This window comes from Sorangium sp. So ce448 (genome assembly GCF_051520915.1).
Lineage (GTDB): Bacteria > Myxococcota_A > Polyangia > Polyangiales > Polyangiaceae > Sorangium > Sorangium cellulosum_B.
The window spans coordinates 1654587-1670643 of the sequence record NZ_CP150343.1; the positions used below are offsets into that span (position 1 = coordinate 1654587).

Sequence of the window (16057 nt, forward strand, 5' to 3'; positions counted from 1 at the left end):
TGCATGCTAACATCCGACCATGTCTGACTGCGCCCGTCGCGCCACGTACCAGGATGTGCTTGACACGCCGCCGAATCAGGTGGCGGAGGTCCTGAACGGCGTCCTCCACGCGACGCCGCGGCCCTCCGTGTCCTCCCGCAACGTGACGTCGGTGCTCGCGGGCGAGCTGTACCTGCCATTTCGTCGGGGCATCAAGGGGCCTGGCCGGTGGGCGCTGCTGGTCGAGCCCGAGCTGCACCTCGGCACCGATCCGGACATCGTGATCCCTGACATCGCGGCGTGGCGCCGCGACCGGATGCCGCAGATCCCGATGCGGAACGCGGCGATCTTCCTCGCGCCCGACTGGGTGTGCGAGGTGATCTCGCCGTCCACCGAGGCGCTCGATCGCCGCGACAAGATGGAGATCTACGCGCGCGAGCTCGTGGCGCATTACTGGCTGATCGACCCGCGGCTCCGGCTCCTGGAGGTCTTCCGCATCGACGGCGGGCGGTTCGTGCGCGCGGGCGCGTGGGAGGGTGACGTCACCGTGCGCGCGGCGCCGTTCGACGCCGTGGAGATCGAGCTCGGCGTTCTCTGGCAGGAATAGGCAGGAATAGCGCAGGATCTGCCGTCGCCGGTCGGCGTCGAGCCGCGCGCCGGGCGAGGTGCGTGAGCTCCGCTTTATCGTGATTGTCACCCCGAGATCGGGGAAGCGACGACCATCCGCCGGATGCACCCAGGGCGTGCGGCTTGCATGGGTGTTGAGGACACTCGTCCATGTTCGGCGCTCGTCATGAGCAGCCGCCGCACGGGGGGATGAACATGAAGCGCATCAACATCATCATCGGCATGCTGGCCGCGCCGCTCGCATGCCTCGGGGGAGCGCAGCTCGCCTCGGCCGCACCCACGACGCCCGTCGAGGAGCTCGTCCTCATCGCGGAGACACGAGCTCCCATCGCCGCCGATGCACCCAGCGCTCGTCCTGCACGCCAGCGGCCCTGGTACGCGTCCTGGCATGGTCACTGGTACAGGCCCTGGCATGGGTACTGGCATGGTCACTGGTACAGGCCCTGGCATGGGTACTGGCATGGTCATTGGCACGGTCACTGGCATGGTCTCTGGTACGGGCACTGGCGGTGACGTGACTCGCGGGCGCTCGCAGGCGGGCACACCCGGAGGGAGCTGCATGGAGGGAAAGCGGAACAGCCGGAGTCACGCCGCAGCCCTGGTCGCCGTCGCGGGCCATCTGGGCCTCGTCGTCATGGGGGCTCTCCAGATCCATCCCGAGGGAGACGGCTGGCCTGCGCGGGCGCTCGCGGTTTACGGCGCGCTCTCCGGGGCCGAGAGCGGCTATGCCTTCTTCGCGGACAGCATCACCCCGCTGCCCAGGGCCAGCTTTCACGTCTCGGGTGCCGGCGGCGCGACCCTCACCGACGCCCTCGAGTCGGGCGCCAGCCGCGAGACGGAGATCCGGATCCTGAACCTCATCACGCCTTTCTTGAGCGTGGAGGATCCGACGATCCAGCGCTCGATCGCCGCCTCGTGGGCGGGCAAGGTGCTGGCGAGACACCCCGCGGCCCAGAGCATCCTCGTCCGACTGGAGACGTGCGATCTGCCGACGATGCGGGAGTACCGGGAGGGGAAGCGGTCCAGCTGGAACATGCAGTACGAGGCGAAGTTCATGACCCGCTCGAAGCTCCGGGCCTCTCCGGAGGCGAGCGGGGGTGCGCGGTGAAGGACCCTTCGATCGGCGTCCGCGGGGCGGCCGCAGGCGGCGAGCCCGCGCGCGTCCTCGGCGCGATCGAGCGCTTCGCGCTGGCGCCGGCCTCGGCGGCGCCGCTCGCGGCCCTCCGCATCGGGCTCGCGGCCGTGCTCTTGCTCCAAGCGGCGCTCGTCGCGCCCGCGCTCTTCGAGCTCTACGGCCGGTCCGGGATCCTCCAGGGGCCTCTGCGCGATCTGTTCGCGAGGACCGATCTTCCGCGCATCGGCTGGGCGGTGGAGCTCCTTGCACCGCTCGGGATCGGGGAGGATCCGGTCATCCTGGGCACGGGGGTGATCTACGTTGTTGCCCTCGCCGCGCTCCTGGTCGGTTGGTGCACGAGGGCCGCGGCCTTCCTGGCGTGGCTCACCCACCTGATGCTGGTGACGACCGCGAGCTCCACCGTCTATGGCGTGGACAGCTTCGCCAGCATCTTTCTCTTCTATCTCCTCTGGATGCCCTCGCAGGCCGCCTTCTCCATGGATCGCCGGCTCGGGCGCGCGCGGGGAGGGCCCACGCCGGCAGCCCGGCTCGGGTTGCGCGTTGTGCAGCTGCACCTCTCGTTCGCCTACCTCGTCAGCGGGCTGGGAAAGGCAGCGGGCGAGTCGTGGTGGGACGGCGAGGCGATCTGGCGTTCTGTCATGTTGCCCGAATACCGGCAGTTCGACCTCTCGTGGCTCGCCGACGCCCCCTGGCTCGCGGCGGTCGCCGGGTGGACGGTGCTGCTCGTGGAGATCGGCTATGGCTTCCTGATCTGGCCGCGCCGCACGCGGCTGCCCTGGGTCGTCGCCACCGTGGCGCTGCACGCCGGGATCGCCTTGTTCATGGGGCTCGTCGTGTTCGGCGCCCTCATGGCGGCGCTCACCATCGCCGCGTTCGCGGTGCCGAGCGAGCCCCCCGGGCCTGCGGCTCCGGCTGGCGCGGCGCCGGGGTGATCCTCGCGTCCCCCCTTCTGGCGAACCGCGCCCCCGGATAAGCTGTCGCAGGTTCGATCATGTCGCGCACGGCCATCCCGACCTGGTGCATCGCTGTGGTGCTGGTGAGGCAACGGAACCGCTTCCTCCTCGTGCACGAGCGCAAGCACGACCAGCGCTGGTATCTGCCGGCAGGCCGCGTCGAGCCCGGGGAGACGTTCGCGGAGGGGGCGCGGCGCGAGGCGCTGGAGGAGACGGGCGTCCCGGTGGAGCTGGAGGGCATCCTGCGCATCGAGCACAGCCCGAGCCCCTGGCAGGCGCGCTTCCGGGTGATCTTCCTCGCGCGCCCTCGGGACGCCACGCCCCCGAAGAGCCAGCCGGACGAGCACTCGCTCGAGGCGCGCTGGGTCACGCTGGACGAGCTCGCGGCCTTGCCGCTGCGCGGCCCCGACGTGGAGCTCTATTGCCGCGACGTGCTGGCCGGAGCGCAGGTCTTCCCGCTGTCGCTGCTCGGGGCCGAGGGGGAGCCGCTCCTCGTGAGCGGCCGCTGAGGCGGCGCCTCCCGCGCCGCGGCGATCCCGCTGGCCGCGCGGCTGCTCGTGTCTACAGCTTCAGCTTCATCCCCTCGTGGCTCGCCACGAAGCCGAGCCGCTCGTAGAAGCGGTGCGCGCGCAGCCGCGCCTTGTTCGAGGTGAGCTGCACCCGGAAACACCCCCGCCGCCGCGCCTCGTCGATGGCCCATCGCATCATCGCCTCGCCGACCCCGCGGCCCCGCAGGCTCGGGTCCACGATGACGTTCTCGATCTGCGCCACCCGTGCTCCCCGGTTCGCCACGTACTGGATGATGGTCAGGTGGAACGCGCCGGCGACGCGCCCCTCGACCTCCGCCACGAGCAGCGCGTTGTTCGGATCTTCCGCGATGGCGTCGAGCGCCTCGCGGTAGCGCGGATCGAGCGGCGGGCCGGGGTGGTCCGTCTTCGCGTTGCCCTCGTCCGGGATCGAGAAGAGATGGACGATCGCCGGCAGGTCCGCCTCGGCGGCGCGGCGGATGGCGGGTACGAGCTGCGGCTGGCTCATGCACGCATCCTGCCACAACCCATGGCGGTCTCGCACGGAATCACGGAATCACGGAACGGAATCACGGAATCACGGCAGGAGCGGGGCAGGGGAGCAGAGGGGCAGATAAACAGACGAGCAGAAAAATAGAGATGCTGAGAAGCAGCGGCGCAGGGAGCGGGAAGCGTGAATGAAAAGAACCGCGGGAGTCCTTCCTTTTTAGGTCCGTGCGATTCGCCTTCATGCCCGAGTGTGATCTAGACACAGGCGATCAAGCCGTGCAGAGTCGACGCACCATCATGTCGACCCGGAGGACCGTGTAGATGCGCGTAGTCAACACAGCCGACATCCTCGCGATCGAGTCTCTCAAGGCGGATGAGCGCACCCTGCTGGGGCTGTTCAAGGAACTCCGGAAATATTCGGAGCTCTCGGCTTACCTGCCCGAAGTCTGCCACCTGTCCTTGAGATGGGTACACCTCCTCGAAGGTCAGCCGCTCAGGCCTCGTGCGCTCCTCGGCAAAGGCATGATCGTCGTCACCGACGGCTCGGGCGAGGTCATCGGGGACTCGCCCTGCCGCGTCCAGGCGGGAGACGTCGTGATGGTCCCTCCCGGCGGGCTGCAGGGGCTCGTGGGCGGCGCGCCGGACGGGCTCTCCGCGATATCCATCCATCTCGAGGAGCTCGACGAGAGCGAGCCTCGCTGGGACACGCCGTGTCTGTGCGCGGCGCTCGGGCGGGAGGACAGCGCGGACGAGGCGTCCCCGGATCGGGCCGTGTCCCCAGTGGATCTCCTCGTCGAGGAGAACGAGGTCCACGCGCGGGAGTTCGCGGGCAGCCCCTTGATGCAGCTCATCCGGTCCGAGCGCGCCCTCCGGGACGACGTGAAGCGGCGGATGCTCGGGGCGCTCCAGATCTGGTCGAACGCGTTCCAGAAGGTCCTGTGCGCCAGGGTCGTCTTCGAGTCGCACCCCGGGGCCATCGCGATCGCCGAGCGCCACCTCGCCGACGAGGTCGGGCACAACCGGAGGCTCTCCAGGATGCACGACCCGCGGAGCTCGCCGTCCTGGGACCGCGGCATCGCCGCGGCGTCGTCCTGGTTCATCGAGCGGATGGGCTCGGCGTCCACCGAGGAGCGGACGGTCCTCGTCCACTTCGTCATCGAGCGCTGCGCCGACATCCTCCTCACGGCGGCCCAGCAGATCTTCCCCGACTCGGACTACTTCGCGACGCACGCCGAGGTGGACGCCGAGCACTTCAAGCTCGGGCACAGCCTTCTGAAGGGCTTCCCCGGCCTGGACCTCGGCCCGCTGCGGGGCGCGCTCACCGAGGGCTGGCAGATGATGAACCTGATCTGCCAGCGCATCAGCGACATCGCTGCAGGGGACGGCGACGTGGCCACCGAGATGCCGGCGGGGGGCGCGAGCGCAGGCGAGCTCGCCCGCGATTCCCGGCGCGAGCTGACGGCCGTGCTGGATGGCCTCTACGGCGGCGCGATGTGAACCGCTGAAGCGCCGAGGGAGAGGGAGAGCCCTTCGCCCTCTCCTCTCCCTCCCGCTCCTGGAGCGCGTTTCGCTCCTGACGCGCGGCGCGCGTGCTCTTCGTGACGCGCGGCGCGCCGCGCGACCGGCGCTAGCTCGCGGCCTTCACCACGTCGGTGATGCCCTGCACGCTCTTCGCGCTCTTCGCGAGCATCTCCTTCTCTTCTGCGCTCAGCGGCAGCTCGACGATCTTCTCGATGCCCTTGCCGCCGAGGATGACCGGCACGCCCATGAAGATGTCCTTGTAGCCGTACTCGCCGTCCAGGTAGGCCGCGACGGGGAGCAGCCGCTTCTGGTCGAGCAGGTAGCTCTCGGCCATCGCGACGGCGCTCGAGGCGGGCGCGTAGTAGGCGCTCGTCCCCATGAGCTGGACGATCTCGCCGCCGCCCTTGCGGGTCCTCGCGATGAGCGCGTCGAGCTTCTCCTTGCTGATGAGCTCGGTCGCGCGCACGCCGTTGATCGTGCACGCCGACGGGATGGGCACCATGTCATCGCCGTGGCCGCCGAGGACCATCGCGCGCACGTCCTTCACGGACACGTTCGCCTCGCGCGCCAGGAACAGCTGGAAGCGCGCGCTGTCGAGCACGCCCGCCATGCCGAGCACGCGCTCGCGCGGGAAGCCGGTGCGGCGCTTGAACTCGTAGACCATGGCGTCGATCGGGTTCGAGATGACGATCACCAGCGCGTTCGGGCAGTGCTCCTTCGCGCCGTCCGCCACGCTGCGGATGATCGGCAGGTTCGTCGCGACAAGGTCGTCACGGCTCTGGCCCGGCTTGCGCGGGATGCCGGCCGTGACGATGAGGACGTCGGCCCCTGCACAGTCGGCCCAGCTCGAGGTGCCCTTGATCGAGGCGTCGTAGCCCAGCACGGCGCCGTTCTGCTCGAGGTCGAGCGCCTTGCCTTTCGCGAAGTCCGTCTTCTGGGGGATGTCGAACAGCACGACGTCCCCGAGCTCCTTGCGCGCGATGAGGGCCGCGAGCTCCCCGCCGATGTTGCCGGCGCCGATTAGGGCGATCTTTCTTCGGTTTGCCATGGGCGGCCCTATTACCACCCCCCCGGCCGGAGACCAACGGGGCTCCAGGGCGGGCGCGGGGGAGGGAACTCGGCCGGCGCCTTCGAAACCTGTCGACTCGGCCCGCGAGCCCGGGTAAGCCGCGCCCCATGGTCACCGAGGACGATCTGCGCACCGCGCTCGGCAGGGTGCTCGAACGCACCTCGCTCGCGGGCCCCTTCGCCCGCTACGAGGGCAAGGTGCGGGACTGCTACACGACGCCGGACGGCCGCCGCCTGCTCGTCGTCACCGACCGCATCAGCGCCTTCGATCGCGTGCTCGGCACGCTCCCGCTGAAGGGCCAGGTGCTGAACCGCCTGTCCGCCTTCTGGTTCGAGCGCACGCGGAGCGTCGCGCCGAACCACATGATCTCCCAGCCCGACCCGAACGTCCTCGAGGCGATCGAGTGCACGCCCCTGCCGGTCGAGATGGTCGTGCGCGCCTACGTGACGGGCGTGACCTCGACCAGCATCTGGACGCACTACGCGCGCGGCGAGCGCGTCTTCTGCGGCCACCGGCTCCCCGAGGGCCTCCGCAAGAACGAGCGCCTGCCGCGGCCCATCCTGACGCCGAGCACCAAGGCGCCGAAGGGCGGGCACGATCTCTCCGCCTCGCGCGAGGAGATCCTCGCCCTCGGCACGATCGACGCGCGCGACTTCGACGCCGCCGCCGAGATGGCCCTCGCGCTCTTCGAGCACGGCGCCCGCGCGTGCGCGGAGCAGGGGCTCATCCTCGTCGACACCAAGTACGAGTTCGGCAAGGACCGGGACGGCAACATCGTCGTCATCGACGAGATCCACACCCCCGACTCGTCCCGCTTCTGGTTCGCCTCGTCCTACGGCGAGCGCTTCGCGGCCGGCGAGGACCCGGAGTCGTTCGACAAGGAGTACGTGCGCCGCTGGCTCGCCGCGCGCGGCTTCCAGGGCGACGGGCCGATCCCCTCGATCCCGGACGAGGTCCGGATCGAGGCGTCCCGCCGCTACATCGAGGCGTTCGAGCGGATCACCGGGGCGGCGTTCGTCCCCGACCTCGAGGACCCGGCGGTGCGCATCCCGCGCAACCTGGGGGTGTGAGGCGGGCGCGGCCGCGCCCATGAATCGCCGCGGGGCGCAGGTGCGCACCGCCGTTGCGCCGTTGCAGAAGAACGCGCCGTAACCCTCGCCCCGGCCCTCGCGGGCCGGCGGCTCAGTCCTCGGGCGCGACGAGCTTCTTCGCCCAGAGGATGGCGTCCTTGCGGGCGCGGCCGACGACGAGGTGCCGCGCCAGCACGGCCGAGCGGCGGAAGCCGTTCGCGAGGAGGGCGGCGCAGAGCTCCTGGTCGTCCGCGGGGGCGAAGGTGAACGTGCTCACGGCCCTCTCCTCGACGAGGCGGTCGCAGAGCGCGCCGATGGCGGCCGTCGTGGCGAGCCGCTCCGCCTCATGGCGCGGCGGGCACAGGAGCTCCAGGAACGAGTTGCCGAAGCACGACTGCATCTCCCACGCGGCGTGCAGCGTGAAGCCGCCCCGCGCGGACAGCACGTAGCCCGTCCGCACCGCGTCGCGCCCGAACGGCTCGAAGCCTGTCAGCGCCCGCCCCGCCCGCTGCGCGGCCGCGACCGCGCGCCGCAGCTCGACGCCGCTCGCGGGCGCGATCTTGATCGCGGGCAGCGGCCGCCCCTCGGCCTCCCGGAGCAGCCGCCTCGCGCGGGCGATCGTGCGCTCCGCGAGCAGGACCGCCGGAGAGGCCGCGACGTCGTCTGCCTCGCCGCCCTCCTCGCCGTCGCCGCCCGCGCGCAGTCGCGACGTCATCTCGGAGACGACCGCCCCGAGGATCCAGGCGTCGCTGCGCTTGTAGAAGCCGGGGATCGACCCCTCCCGCGTGAACCCGAGGCGGGTCCACGTCGGCACCTCGTCGCGCTCGACCAGCGTGAAGACCTTCTCGACCCCCTCGCGCTTGGCGGTCGACAGGACGAAGCTCCGCTTGGACGGCGTGGGTCCCGCGCGGAAGTCGACGATGCGGAGAGTCCGATGCCGTCGATTGACCAGGAGACAGAGCGAGACGGAGTCGTTCCGGAACAGGAGCTCGTCGACACCGCTGCTCGCCGTCGAAGACAAGTTTGTCGCTGCCATACCCCCTCACGCTCGACGCAGGCGTGACGCCTCGGATCAGGTGTCCATTGCAGAATTGCAAATTGCAGATCTGCAATGCCCCCCTAGCAGTCGAGGCCCACAGCGTCAACGATGTCGGCGGGATCGCGGTGAGGAGGGGCTCAGGGGGTCGCGGCGAGCCGGCTTGCGTCGGTCGCCTTGACCCCGAGGGCCACGAGCGCCTCCTGGAGCCGGGAGCGCTGGAGGGAGATGCGGGTCGGCATCCCTCCGGAGATCTTGAACGTCTCGAGGAAGTTCACCCCGCTGTCGAACCGGGCGGCGAAGGTGATGCTGTCGTTGTCGACGACGACGGAGATGGGCGCGCGCTCCTGCCCGATGAGGAGGAGCAGGGTCTTGTCGTAGGCCCCGCCCCGCTGGGAGGCGTCGACGAGGACGAGGCCCGGCTCGACGCGCTCGTAGCGGAGCGCGATCCGGCGGGTCTCGGCTTCCATGGTGGCGAGCTCGGCGCCGGCCTGGTCGATGGGAGTCCAGAGCGACGGGTCGGAGAGGCCTGACGCGAGGTGCCGGACGATGAGGCCGAAGAGGGCCTGATCACGGGGGCGGGCGCGGAGCGCGCGGTCCATGCGGGTGGCGGCCGGGCCCGGGACGCCGATGCGGGTGTCGATGGCGCGGGCGTCGTCGTCGCAGCCGGGGTAGGGCTCGACGCCGCCGCGCATCCACTTCGCGCCGCTGGCGAGGCCGTCGAAGTCGACGTGGCAGACGAGGGTGTCGACGCGCCCGGCGCGGGCGACGAGCTCCGGCGTGATCATCTCGGGGCAGGCGCCGTGCTCGGCCTTGGTCGACAGGACGAAGCGGGGGTCGCCGGCGAAGCGCGCGTGGTGGGCGCTGTCGTGGTGGTCGACCCAGGCGGCGAGCCGTGGCCCGAGCTCCTGGATGAGGGGGAGCGTGACGGTCTCGAAGCTCTTGCCCCCCGCCTCCGAGGCGAAGGCGATGTCGAGAACGGCGACGTTGCCGCGCAGATCGCGGGCGCGGGGGAGCTTGCGGGGGGAGGCGAAGGCGAGATCGAATCCGTGCATGGCGTGGCTTCCCGGAGAGGCAGGTACCGTCCAGCCGGGCGACCCGGCGCGTGCCGCGGCGGGCGCCCTGCTCCATACACCCGAAACGGTCGAAGCGCTGCGGTGGAGGACCTTTCTCGGGCGAGGCCTGAATGTTCCGCTAGGATGATCCGACCAACGGCAGGGGCGGCTCGGCGTGCCGGGCGGCCCCGCAGTGAGTGCGCCGCCGTGCAGAGCAGGCCGGCGGTTCCAGGGAGAACTCGACAGCTGGGGACCGCGCTCGGGCTCGCCGCGCGAGCGGGGCTGCCGGCCTGTGTCGGAGGAAGTGGATGAGAAGCGACGTTCTGGGACTCGGTCTTCTGGCTCTTGGGGGGGTGCTCTGCGCGGGGCTCCCGGGCACGCCGGCCGTCTCCGAGGCGAAGGCAGAGCCCGCCCAGGTGGTGGTGTCGGCCGCGCAGGTGACGGGGGCGGCCGCGCAGGCGACCGCGACGGTCGGCCAGGCGGTGTCGGGGCCGGCGTGCAAGCTGAAGGGGACGGCGCCGGTGCCCAAGGGCGCCCGGCTGCATGACGCGCCGAGCGGCGGCAGGACGGTCGCGAGCTTCACCGGCGCGCTGGTCCCGATGACGCTGAGCGCGATCCCGGCGGATCCGGCGGCGGGCCGAGCGCGGCTGAGCACGTCGGACAGCTCGCCTGCGCTGCGGATCGACGGCTACATCGCGCCCTCGGACGTCGCGGTGTTCACGACGCGCGACATCCCGGTCATCGCCGGGCACGTGTGGATCTCGAGCGCGCAGAAGGTGAAGCTCGTCGCGGCCACGGGCGACTCGCTGCGCGCGGAGCTCTCGATCTCCGGGACCGAGAGGCAGACGGCGAAGGCCTCGGCCCCGTGCGACGCTTTCGCGCTGCAGCGCGGCGTCTCCACCAAGATGGAGATCCCCGGCAGCGCCCGCGGGTACCTGATGAAGACGTCGACGATCGAGCTCCTCGATCGTCCGGACGGCGACGTGATCTTCACGCTGAGGATGCTGGAGGGGACGGCCCAGCTCTTCTGGAGCACCGAGGCGAAGTCCGCCTTCGTCCACCTGATGTCGCGGGGCGACCTCACGATCGACGCCTGGGCGCGCCTCAAGGATCTCGAGCCGCTGAAGAAGGGCGAGATGATGGACCAGTACATCCCGCCGACGACCGCGGTGGCCGGCGCGCAGCTGGCGCTCGACAAGGCGCCGCCGATCGTGAAGGCGACGAGGGCCATCCCGGTCCGCGCGCGGCGCGACGAGAAGGAGAAGCCGATCGGCGAGATCGAGGCCGGCGCGGAGATCTACCTGCTCGAGACGGTGGCGGGCTGGACCAACGTGCTCCCGAAGGCGCTCGGGATGACGCCGCCGGACGAGGGCGGCTTCTGGATCCCCGCCACGGAGACGCCGAAGTAGCGAGGGCGCCGCGGACCCGCTGTGCGCGGCGAGCCCGCCTGGACGACGCGCCGCAGCGCCGGTCCGGGGGGGAGCGGCGCTGTGATCGAGGCGTCGACTCTCGATCAACTATCGAGCGGTTTCGCCGCGCCGGGCGACTAGGATGGCGCGCATGTCCAGATCGCCGTTTCGTTTCCGGCGGCCTCGCCTTGGCGCCGCGGCCGGGGTGATCGCAGCCTCCGCGGCCGTCGGTGGCAGCGCCGCCGCGCAGGCCGCGCCCGTGGTGCTCCCCCACGCGGCGGGCCAGCAGGCGCTCGCTGTCCGCATCGATCCGGGCGGGGTCGCTGCCCGCGCCTGTCCCGCTGCGGCGGCGTGCGCGCCCGAAGGCGGCAAGGTCCTCGCCGTGCCGTCCGAGGTGGCGCCGCTGCTCGGCGGCGCGCGCGTCGTGCCGGTCACCCTGGCCGACGGCAAGCACCTCGCCAAGATCGAGGCGCCGGCCGCGGGAAAGCCGGCGGGCGGTGACGCCCCGGAGGGCGCGAGCGGCAGCTGGGTGATGCTGCTCGCGGCGCCGCTCGCGGGGAAGGGGACGGAGCCGCTCGTGCTCTGGAGCGGCTGGACCGGCGTCGCCACAGGGGAGCACGGCGAGGGCCGGAGCGACGCCGTGGTCGTGGAGCCGCTCGGCGGCACCGGCAGCCGTGTGCTCGTCGGGCAGCTGCGAGACGACGTGACCCTCTGCGGGCGTCCGGCGCTGGTCGGCGCGAGCGAGGTCGATCCCCGGACCATGACGCTCCTGAAGGGGGCCAGCTTCCAGAACCTCTCGGCGGAGGAGCGGCGCGCCGCAGGCAAGGTGGTCGCCGAGCGCCGTGACGCCGACCCGGCGGCGCCTGCGTTCCGGCTGCTGCGCCCGACCGCCGCGTCGAGCGCGGTCGGCAAGCGCTTCGCGGAGATCGCCGACGGCGACCCGAAGACCGCGTGGTCCGAGGGCAAGGCGGGCGCGGGCCGGGGCGAGTTCGTGTCGTTCTCGTCGGCGGACGAGGTCGGGATCACGGGCCTGGGTCTGCGCATCAAGCCACCCGACGGCGTCGAGGGCGGCGCCGCGCCGCGCACGCTCTTCGTGGCGATGCCCGACCGGCTCTTCCAGGTGAGCCTGCCCGAGGACGCGTGGCTCAAGGAGTCCGCCGGCTACGAGGTGAAGCTTCCCGAGGAGATCAAGGCCTCGTGCATCGCCGTCGTGCTCGACGACGCGTACGCGCCGGCGGGGGCCGGGGGTCGCGGCGCGCCCGCGGCGCCGGAGGTGCGGGTCACGATCGCCGAGGTCACCGCGCGCACGGCGTTCGACGGGCAGGGCCCGGCGGCGCTCGTGGGCGCGCTCGCGGGCGGCGGCGAGCGATCCAGGGCGGCGGCGGCGCTGCTCGCGCGCGGGGGACCAGAGGCGGTCGAGGCGGCGATCGCCGGCTATGACGGGCTCGACCCCGCGGGCAGGCAGCTCGCCCGGGGCGTGATCGACACGGCGCCCTGCGCTGTGCAGATCCCGTTCCTCACCGCGCGACTGGCGTCCGGCGCGGCGTCGGCGGCTCCTCTCGCGCCCGGCGCGGCGTCCGCGGGGCGCGCGTCCGGGTCGGCGTCGGCCGCGCCGGGGCGCGCCGCTCGCGCCGCGCCGCCCGAGCCCGATCCGGAGCTCCACCACGCGCGCGATCGCATCCGCCGTTGCGGGCGCGCGGCCGCGCCGGCGCTCGCGGAGATCGTGAAGGCGGGCGCGGCCGCGGCCAGGGTGGCGGCGGCCCGGGAGCTCGCGCTCGTCGCGCCGGCCGAGGCGATCCCGGCGCTGCTCGACGCCCTCGCCGGGGCGCGCGGCGCGGCGCGGAGGGAGCTCCGGGCCGCGCTCGCGCTGGCGGCGCGGAGCGAGCGGGCCGCTTCCGTGGTCGAGGAAGAGGCGCAGATCGAGCGGCTCCGCGCCCGGCCGGAGGACGCGCAGCTCGATCTGCTGCGCGCGCTCGGGCCGGCGCTCGGGCGGGTGAAGGGCGGCGGGGCGGCGTTCCAGGCGCTCGCTTCGGCGGGTAGCGCGCCCTTCGAGCGGCGTTACCTGCTGCAAGCGCCGGCCGCGGCGCTCGCGTGCGCGGGCGAGGCGCCGGCGGAGGCGTACCTCCGGGCGTCGCTCCGGAAGGACGCGGACGCGCACGTGCGCCTCCGCGCGGCCGAGGTCGCGGCGGACGTGCCGTCGCTCGCACAGGACCTGCTCGCGGCGGCCTCCGATCCGGACGCGCGCGTGCGCGAGGCGGCGATCGTGGCGCTCGCGCGCGCGGCCTCTGCCGGCGCGAAGCTGCCCGCCGGCGCGGCCGAGGCGCTCGCGGCGCGGCTCGCCTCGGACCCGTGGACGTTCATCCGGGGCGGCGCTGCGCTCGCGATCGGCGCGATGCCGGCGACGGCGGCGGGCGACCGGGCGCTCGTCGGGGCGCTCGCCGACAGCTCGCCCGAGGTGCGCCGGCAAGCGCTCGACGGCCTCGGCGCGCACCGCGCGACCGCGCACATCGAGGCCGTGCGCGACCGGGCGGAGGACAAGGAGGAGGACCTCGAGGTGCGCGCGCGGGCGATCCTCTCGCTCGGGGCGATGTGCGACGCGAGCTCGGTCGACCTGTGGACGCGGCTCGCGCTCCGGGCGAAGGCGCCGATCGGCGAGCACGATCAGCGGCTCGGCTCGGCGGCGCTCGCGGCGCTCGGGTCGGTGCACCCGGCGGATCTGCCCGCGCGCCTCAGGCCGCTGCTCGACAAGGACACGCCCCACGGCCTGCGCGAGGCGGCGAGGGCCGCGCTCTCCGCGGCGCCGCAGTGCCGCCGCCGCTGACCGAGAATTGAAGGCAGGGGGCAGCAGGCCGCCAGCGATGCCCCGCGCTCTCCGCTCTCCTTCCTTGGCCAACGAAACGCATGCTCAACCTTCACAAGCTGGTTCGGGACGCGCTTGTGGACGACGCCACGCACTCCCGGACCCTGCGGGGTTGCCTCGAGCGGGACGGGGCGCGCGCCTTTCGCTACTTCGACCGGATCCTGCGCAGTCGTGAAGCCTACGCCAGGGTCGGTCTCAACCTCACTGAGTTCTCTTCGCTGCTCCCTCTCGATATCTCCAGTCTGTCCACTCCGCTCCTGGTTTGTCTCGCCATGCAACGCCAATGTACGCTTCTACGCTCGGCGCTACCTCCGCAAGCTCCACAGGAGCGTCGACCACCGCGACCGCGCGCTCTCGATTCTCACGAGCTCCGCCGGCCAGACCGCGCAGCTCATCGGCGCCCTCGCGGTCCTGTCAGAGCTCGGCCGCGAACAGGATCGACCTCTCATCGAGACGTTGGTGAAGGACAAACGCGCAAGGGTCGCCGCCGAAGCAGCTCGCACGCTCCGACTTCTGGGATAGCCCCTTCCGACCATGGCTGTTCCCTCGTGAGGGCGTCAGCGCTCACCTCACGCCGCGTCCTGCCCGCCGCGGCAGCACCGCGCGCGCGCGCGCGAGCCACTCGACGAGCGACGTGGCGTCCGGGGGGACCGCGTCGAGGTCGGCGTCCTCCGCCACGCGCACCATGGCGGCGCCGTCGCCGGGCATCATGCCCTTCGCAGCGAGCATCGCCTGCGCCCTGAGGGGCGACATCTCCTCGGTCGCCTTCTCGCCGAGCAGCGCGAGGATCCAGCCTCCGAGCGCCGGCACGGCCACGCCGCCGATCACGTCGGGCGGCGACGACAGGGCCGACGAGACGCGCCGGATGCCCTCCGCGATCGCCTCGCGGCGCGCCGGATCGCGGTCGATGTCGCGGGCGAACGCGAGGATCTCGCACCCGGCCTCCTGCGCGTCGAGCGCCGCGCCCAGCACGTGGTGCGTGTCCTCGTGGGCCGCGCCGCGCGCCTGGTACTTCCGGATGCTCTTCCACTCGCGGGCGCCGCCGACGACCCATCCGCTCGGCTGGACGCGGGAGAGCAGCGTGACGAGCACGCCGGGGTGCTTGTCCGACTGGTAGGCGGGCGCCCCGGCGCGGCTGCCCAGCTCGCCCTCGCCCTCGCCGACAAGGAAGACCCGGATCCGATCGGGCGCCTTCATCACGGCCGCGGCCCTCCTCCCAGGAGCGGCGCCTCGTCGCCGCCGTTGGCGTAGCTCAGCCAGAGCTCCCCCAGCGCGTACACCCTCGCCCGATCCTCGAACCCCGGCGTCTCAAGGATGCGCGTTGCCCTCATCCCCCGCTCGCCCGCGCGGGTGACGACCGTGACCTCCTCCGGCTGCAGCTCGTTCACCACGAGCGGGCTGTGCGTCGCGAGGAGGACCTGGGTCTTCTCGGAGACGAGGCGCAGCGCGCGCATCACATCGGCGATGCGCGCGGGGTGCAGCCCGTGCTCGGGCTCCTCCACGAGGAGCAGGGGCGTCGGATCGAGGTGCGGCAGCGCCGCGAAGGCGAGGTAGTAGAGCATGCCCTCGCTCATCAGCGACGCCGGCACCACGGCGCCGCCCTCGAGCTTCACGCCGATGGCCTTCGTCGTGGAGCTCGGGTTGGCGAGGTGGAGGCTCTTCACGCTGGGGAACAGGCGGGTGAGCTCCTCGTTCAGATCGACGTACGCCGACAGGTCGCGGCTGATGACGGCGTCGTAGACGGCCGGCAGGCCCGTGCCGCGCTCGTCGGCGAAGCAGAGCGGATGCCCGTCGGGGATGAGCGGGTGCGGGGCCCTCAGCGCGTCGGGATCGAGGCGGAGCATCTGGGCCCCGCGCAGCGCCTGGACGATGTCCAGCGCAGGGCGCTCCGGGCTGGGCGCGCCGCCCGCGTCGTCGTCCCCGTCTGCGTCGTCGAGCAGGGAAGGGGGCTCGAGATCCCGGGGGAACGACATGGACCGGACTCGCCCCCCGGCGTCGAGCTCCACGCGCCACGTCGTGCTCGCCGCCGACACCTCGAAGACGGCGCCGTCCGGGGCCTTGCTCGTGGGGCCGGCGCGCCCGAGCGTGTCCAGCGACGGCGCCCCGAGCGCCCGCTCGAGGACGGAGGAGAGCGTGCGGAGCGCCCGCAGCACCGTGCTCTTGCCGCTGTCGTTGGGCCCGATGAGCGCATGCAGCGGCGTCAGCTCCAGGGTCGCGTCCTGAACGCAGCCGTAGCCCTGGATGCGGAGCTGCTCGACGTAGGGTCGGTCCATCGAGATCGACCCCAGCATAGCCGCCCGCTCCGTAGCAAGGAACTTGGCCCGTCC

15 protein-coding genes are annotated in these 16057 nt (G+C 72.4%); 9 read left to right on the forward strand and 6 right to left on the reverse strand.

Features of this window, described 5'->3' with window-relative positions:
* The first annotated feature begins 19 nt into the window (after positions 1 to 19).
* The 5 genes from WMF45_RS06150 (at position 20) to WMF45_RS06170 (ending at position 3203) form a co-directional block, all read left to right on the forward strand.
* Positions 20 to 586, forward strand: coding sequence for a Uma2 family endonuclease (locus WMF45_RS06150; RefSeq protein WP_437716013.1), 567 nt, complete (start codon positions 20 to 22; stop codon positions 584 to 586).
* Positions 587 to 801: 215 nt separating this feature from the next.
* Positions 802 to 1119, forward strand: a complete 318-nt coding sequence (locus WMF45_RS06155) for a hypothetical protein (RefSeq protein WP_437716014.1) — start codon at positions 802 to 804, stop codon at positions 1117 to 1119.
* Positions 1120 to 1165: 46 nt separating this feature from the next.
* Positions 1166 to 1714, forward strand: coding sequence for a hypothetical protein (locus WMF45_RS06160; protein WP_437716015.1), 549 nt, complete (start codon positions 1166 to 1168; stop codon positions 1712 to 1714).
* Complete coding sequence (locus tag WMF45_RS06165) at positions 1711 to 2673, forward strand: HTTM domain-containing protein (RefSeq protein ID WP_437716016.1); 963 nt, start codon at positions 1711 to 1713, stop codon at positions 2671 to 2673. The genes WMF45_RS06160 and WMF45_RS06165 overlap by 4 nt, the downstream gene beginning before the upstream one ends.
* 59 nt (positions 2674 to 2732) lie before the next feature.
* Entirely contained in the window at positions 2733 to 3203 is a 471-nt protein-coding gene (locus WMF45_RS06170; protein ID WP_437716017.1) for an NUDIX domain-containing protein, read from the forward strand.
* Between the two features lie 52 nt (positions 3204 to 3255).
* Here WMF45_RS06170 and WMF45_RS06175 read toward each other — a convergent pair whose 3' ends face one another.
* Positions 3256 to 3729 carry an N-acetyltransferase family protein gene (locus WMF45_RS06175; protein WP_437716018.1) on the reverse strand — a complete coding sequence of 158 codons (474 nt, stop codon included), beginning with the start codon at positions 3727 to 3729 and terminating at the stop codon, positions 3256 to 3258.
* Positions 3730 to 4031: 302 nt separating this feature from the next.
* Here WMF45_RS06175 and WMF45_RS06180 point away from each other — a divergent pair, with 302 nt between their 5' ends.
* Positions 4032 to 5207 carry a hypothetical protein gene (locus tag WMF45_RS06180; protein ID WP_437716019.1) on the forward strand — a complete coding sequence of 392 codons (1176 nt, stop codon included), beginning with the start codon at positions 4032 to 4034 and terminating at the stop codon, positions 5205 to 5207.
* 130 nt (positions 5208 to 5337) lie between these two features.
* Here the strand turns inward: WMF45_RS06180 and mdh are convergent, their stop codons facing one another.
* Entirely contained in the window at positions 5338 to 6279 is a 942-nt protein-coding gene (gene mdh, locus WMF45_RS06185) for a malate dehydrogenase (RefSeq protein ID WP_437716020.1), read from the reverse strand.
* A gap of 128 nt (positions 6280 to 6407) precedes the next feature.
* On the opposite strand from mdh, the gene WMF45_RS06190 reads away from it, so the two are divergent.
* Positions 6408 to 7370: a phosphoribosylaminoimidazolesuccinocarboxamide synthase gene (locus tag WMF45_RS06190; protein WP_437716021.1), complete on the forward strand. Its 963-nt coding sequence runs from the start codon at positions 6408 to 6410 to the stop codon at positions 7368 to 7370.
* 112 nt (positions 7371 to 7482) lie between these two features.
* On the opposite strand, the gene WMF45_RS06195 is transcribed toward WMF45_RS06190, so the two are convergent.
* Together WMF45_RS06195 and WMF45_RS06200 are read right to left on the reverse strand one after the other, a co-directional pair.
* Positions 7483 to 8406, reverse strand: coding sequence for a hypothetical protein (locus WMF45_RS06195; protein ID WP_437716022.1), 924 nt, complete (start codon positions 8404 to 8406; stop codon positions 7483 to 7485).
* 140 nt (positions 8407 to 8546) lie between these two features.
* Complete coding sequence (locus WMF45_RS06200) at positions 8547 to 9461, reverse strand: hypothetical protein (protein WP_437716023.1); 915 nt, start codon at positions 9459 to 9461, stop codon at positions 8547 to 8549.
* Between the two features lie 308 nt (positions 9462 to 9769).
* Here WMF45_RS06200 and WMF45_RS06205 point away from each other — a divergent pair, with 308 nt between their 5' ends.
* Both WMF45_RS06205 and WMF45_RS06210 read left to right on the forward strand, forming a co-directional pair.
* Positions 9770 to 10870: a hypothetical protein gene (locus tag WMF45_RS06205; protein ID WP_437716024.1), complete on the forward strand. Its 1101-nt coding sequence runs from the start codon at positions 9770 to 9772 to the stop codon at positions 10868 to 10870.
* 151 nt (positions 10871 to 11021) lie between these two features.
* Positions 11022 to 13691 (forward strand): HEAT repeat domain-containing protein, encoded by a 2670-nt coding sequence (locus WMF45_RS06210; RefSeq protein ID WP_437716025.1) that lies wholly within the window; start codon positions 11022 to 11024, stop codon positions 13689 to 13691.
* Between the two features lie 603 nt (positions 13692 to 14294).
* Here the strand turns inward: WMF45_RS06210 and WMF45_RS06215 are convergent.
* Positions 14295 to 14927, reverse strand: coding sequence for a hypothetical protein (locus tag WMF45_RS06215; RefSeq protein WP_437716026.1), 633 nt, complete (start codon positions 14925 to 14927; stop codon positions 14295 to 14297).
* On the reverse strand, positions 14927 to 16003 hold the full coding sequence (locus tag WMF45_RS06220) for an AAA family ATPase (RefSeq protein ID WP_437716027.1): 1077 nt from the start codon (positions 16001 to 16003) through the stop codon (positions 14927 to 14929). The genes WMF45_RS06215 and WMF45_RS06220 overlap by 1 nt, the downstream gene beginning before the upstream one ends.
* Positions 16004 to 16057: the final 54 nt, after the last annotated feature.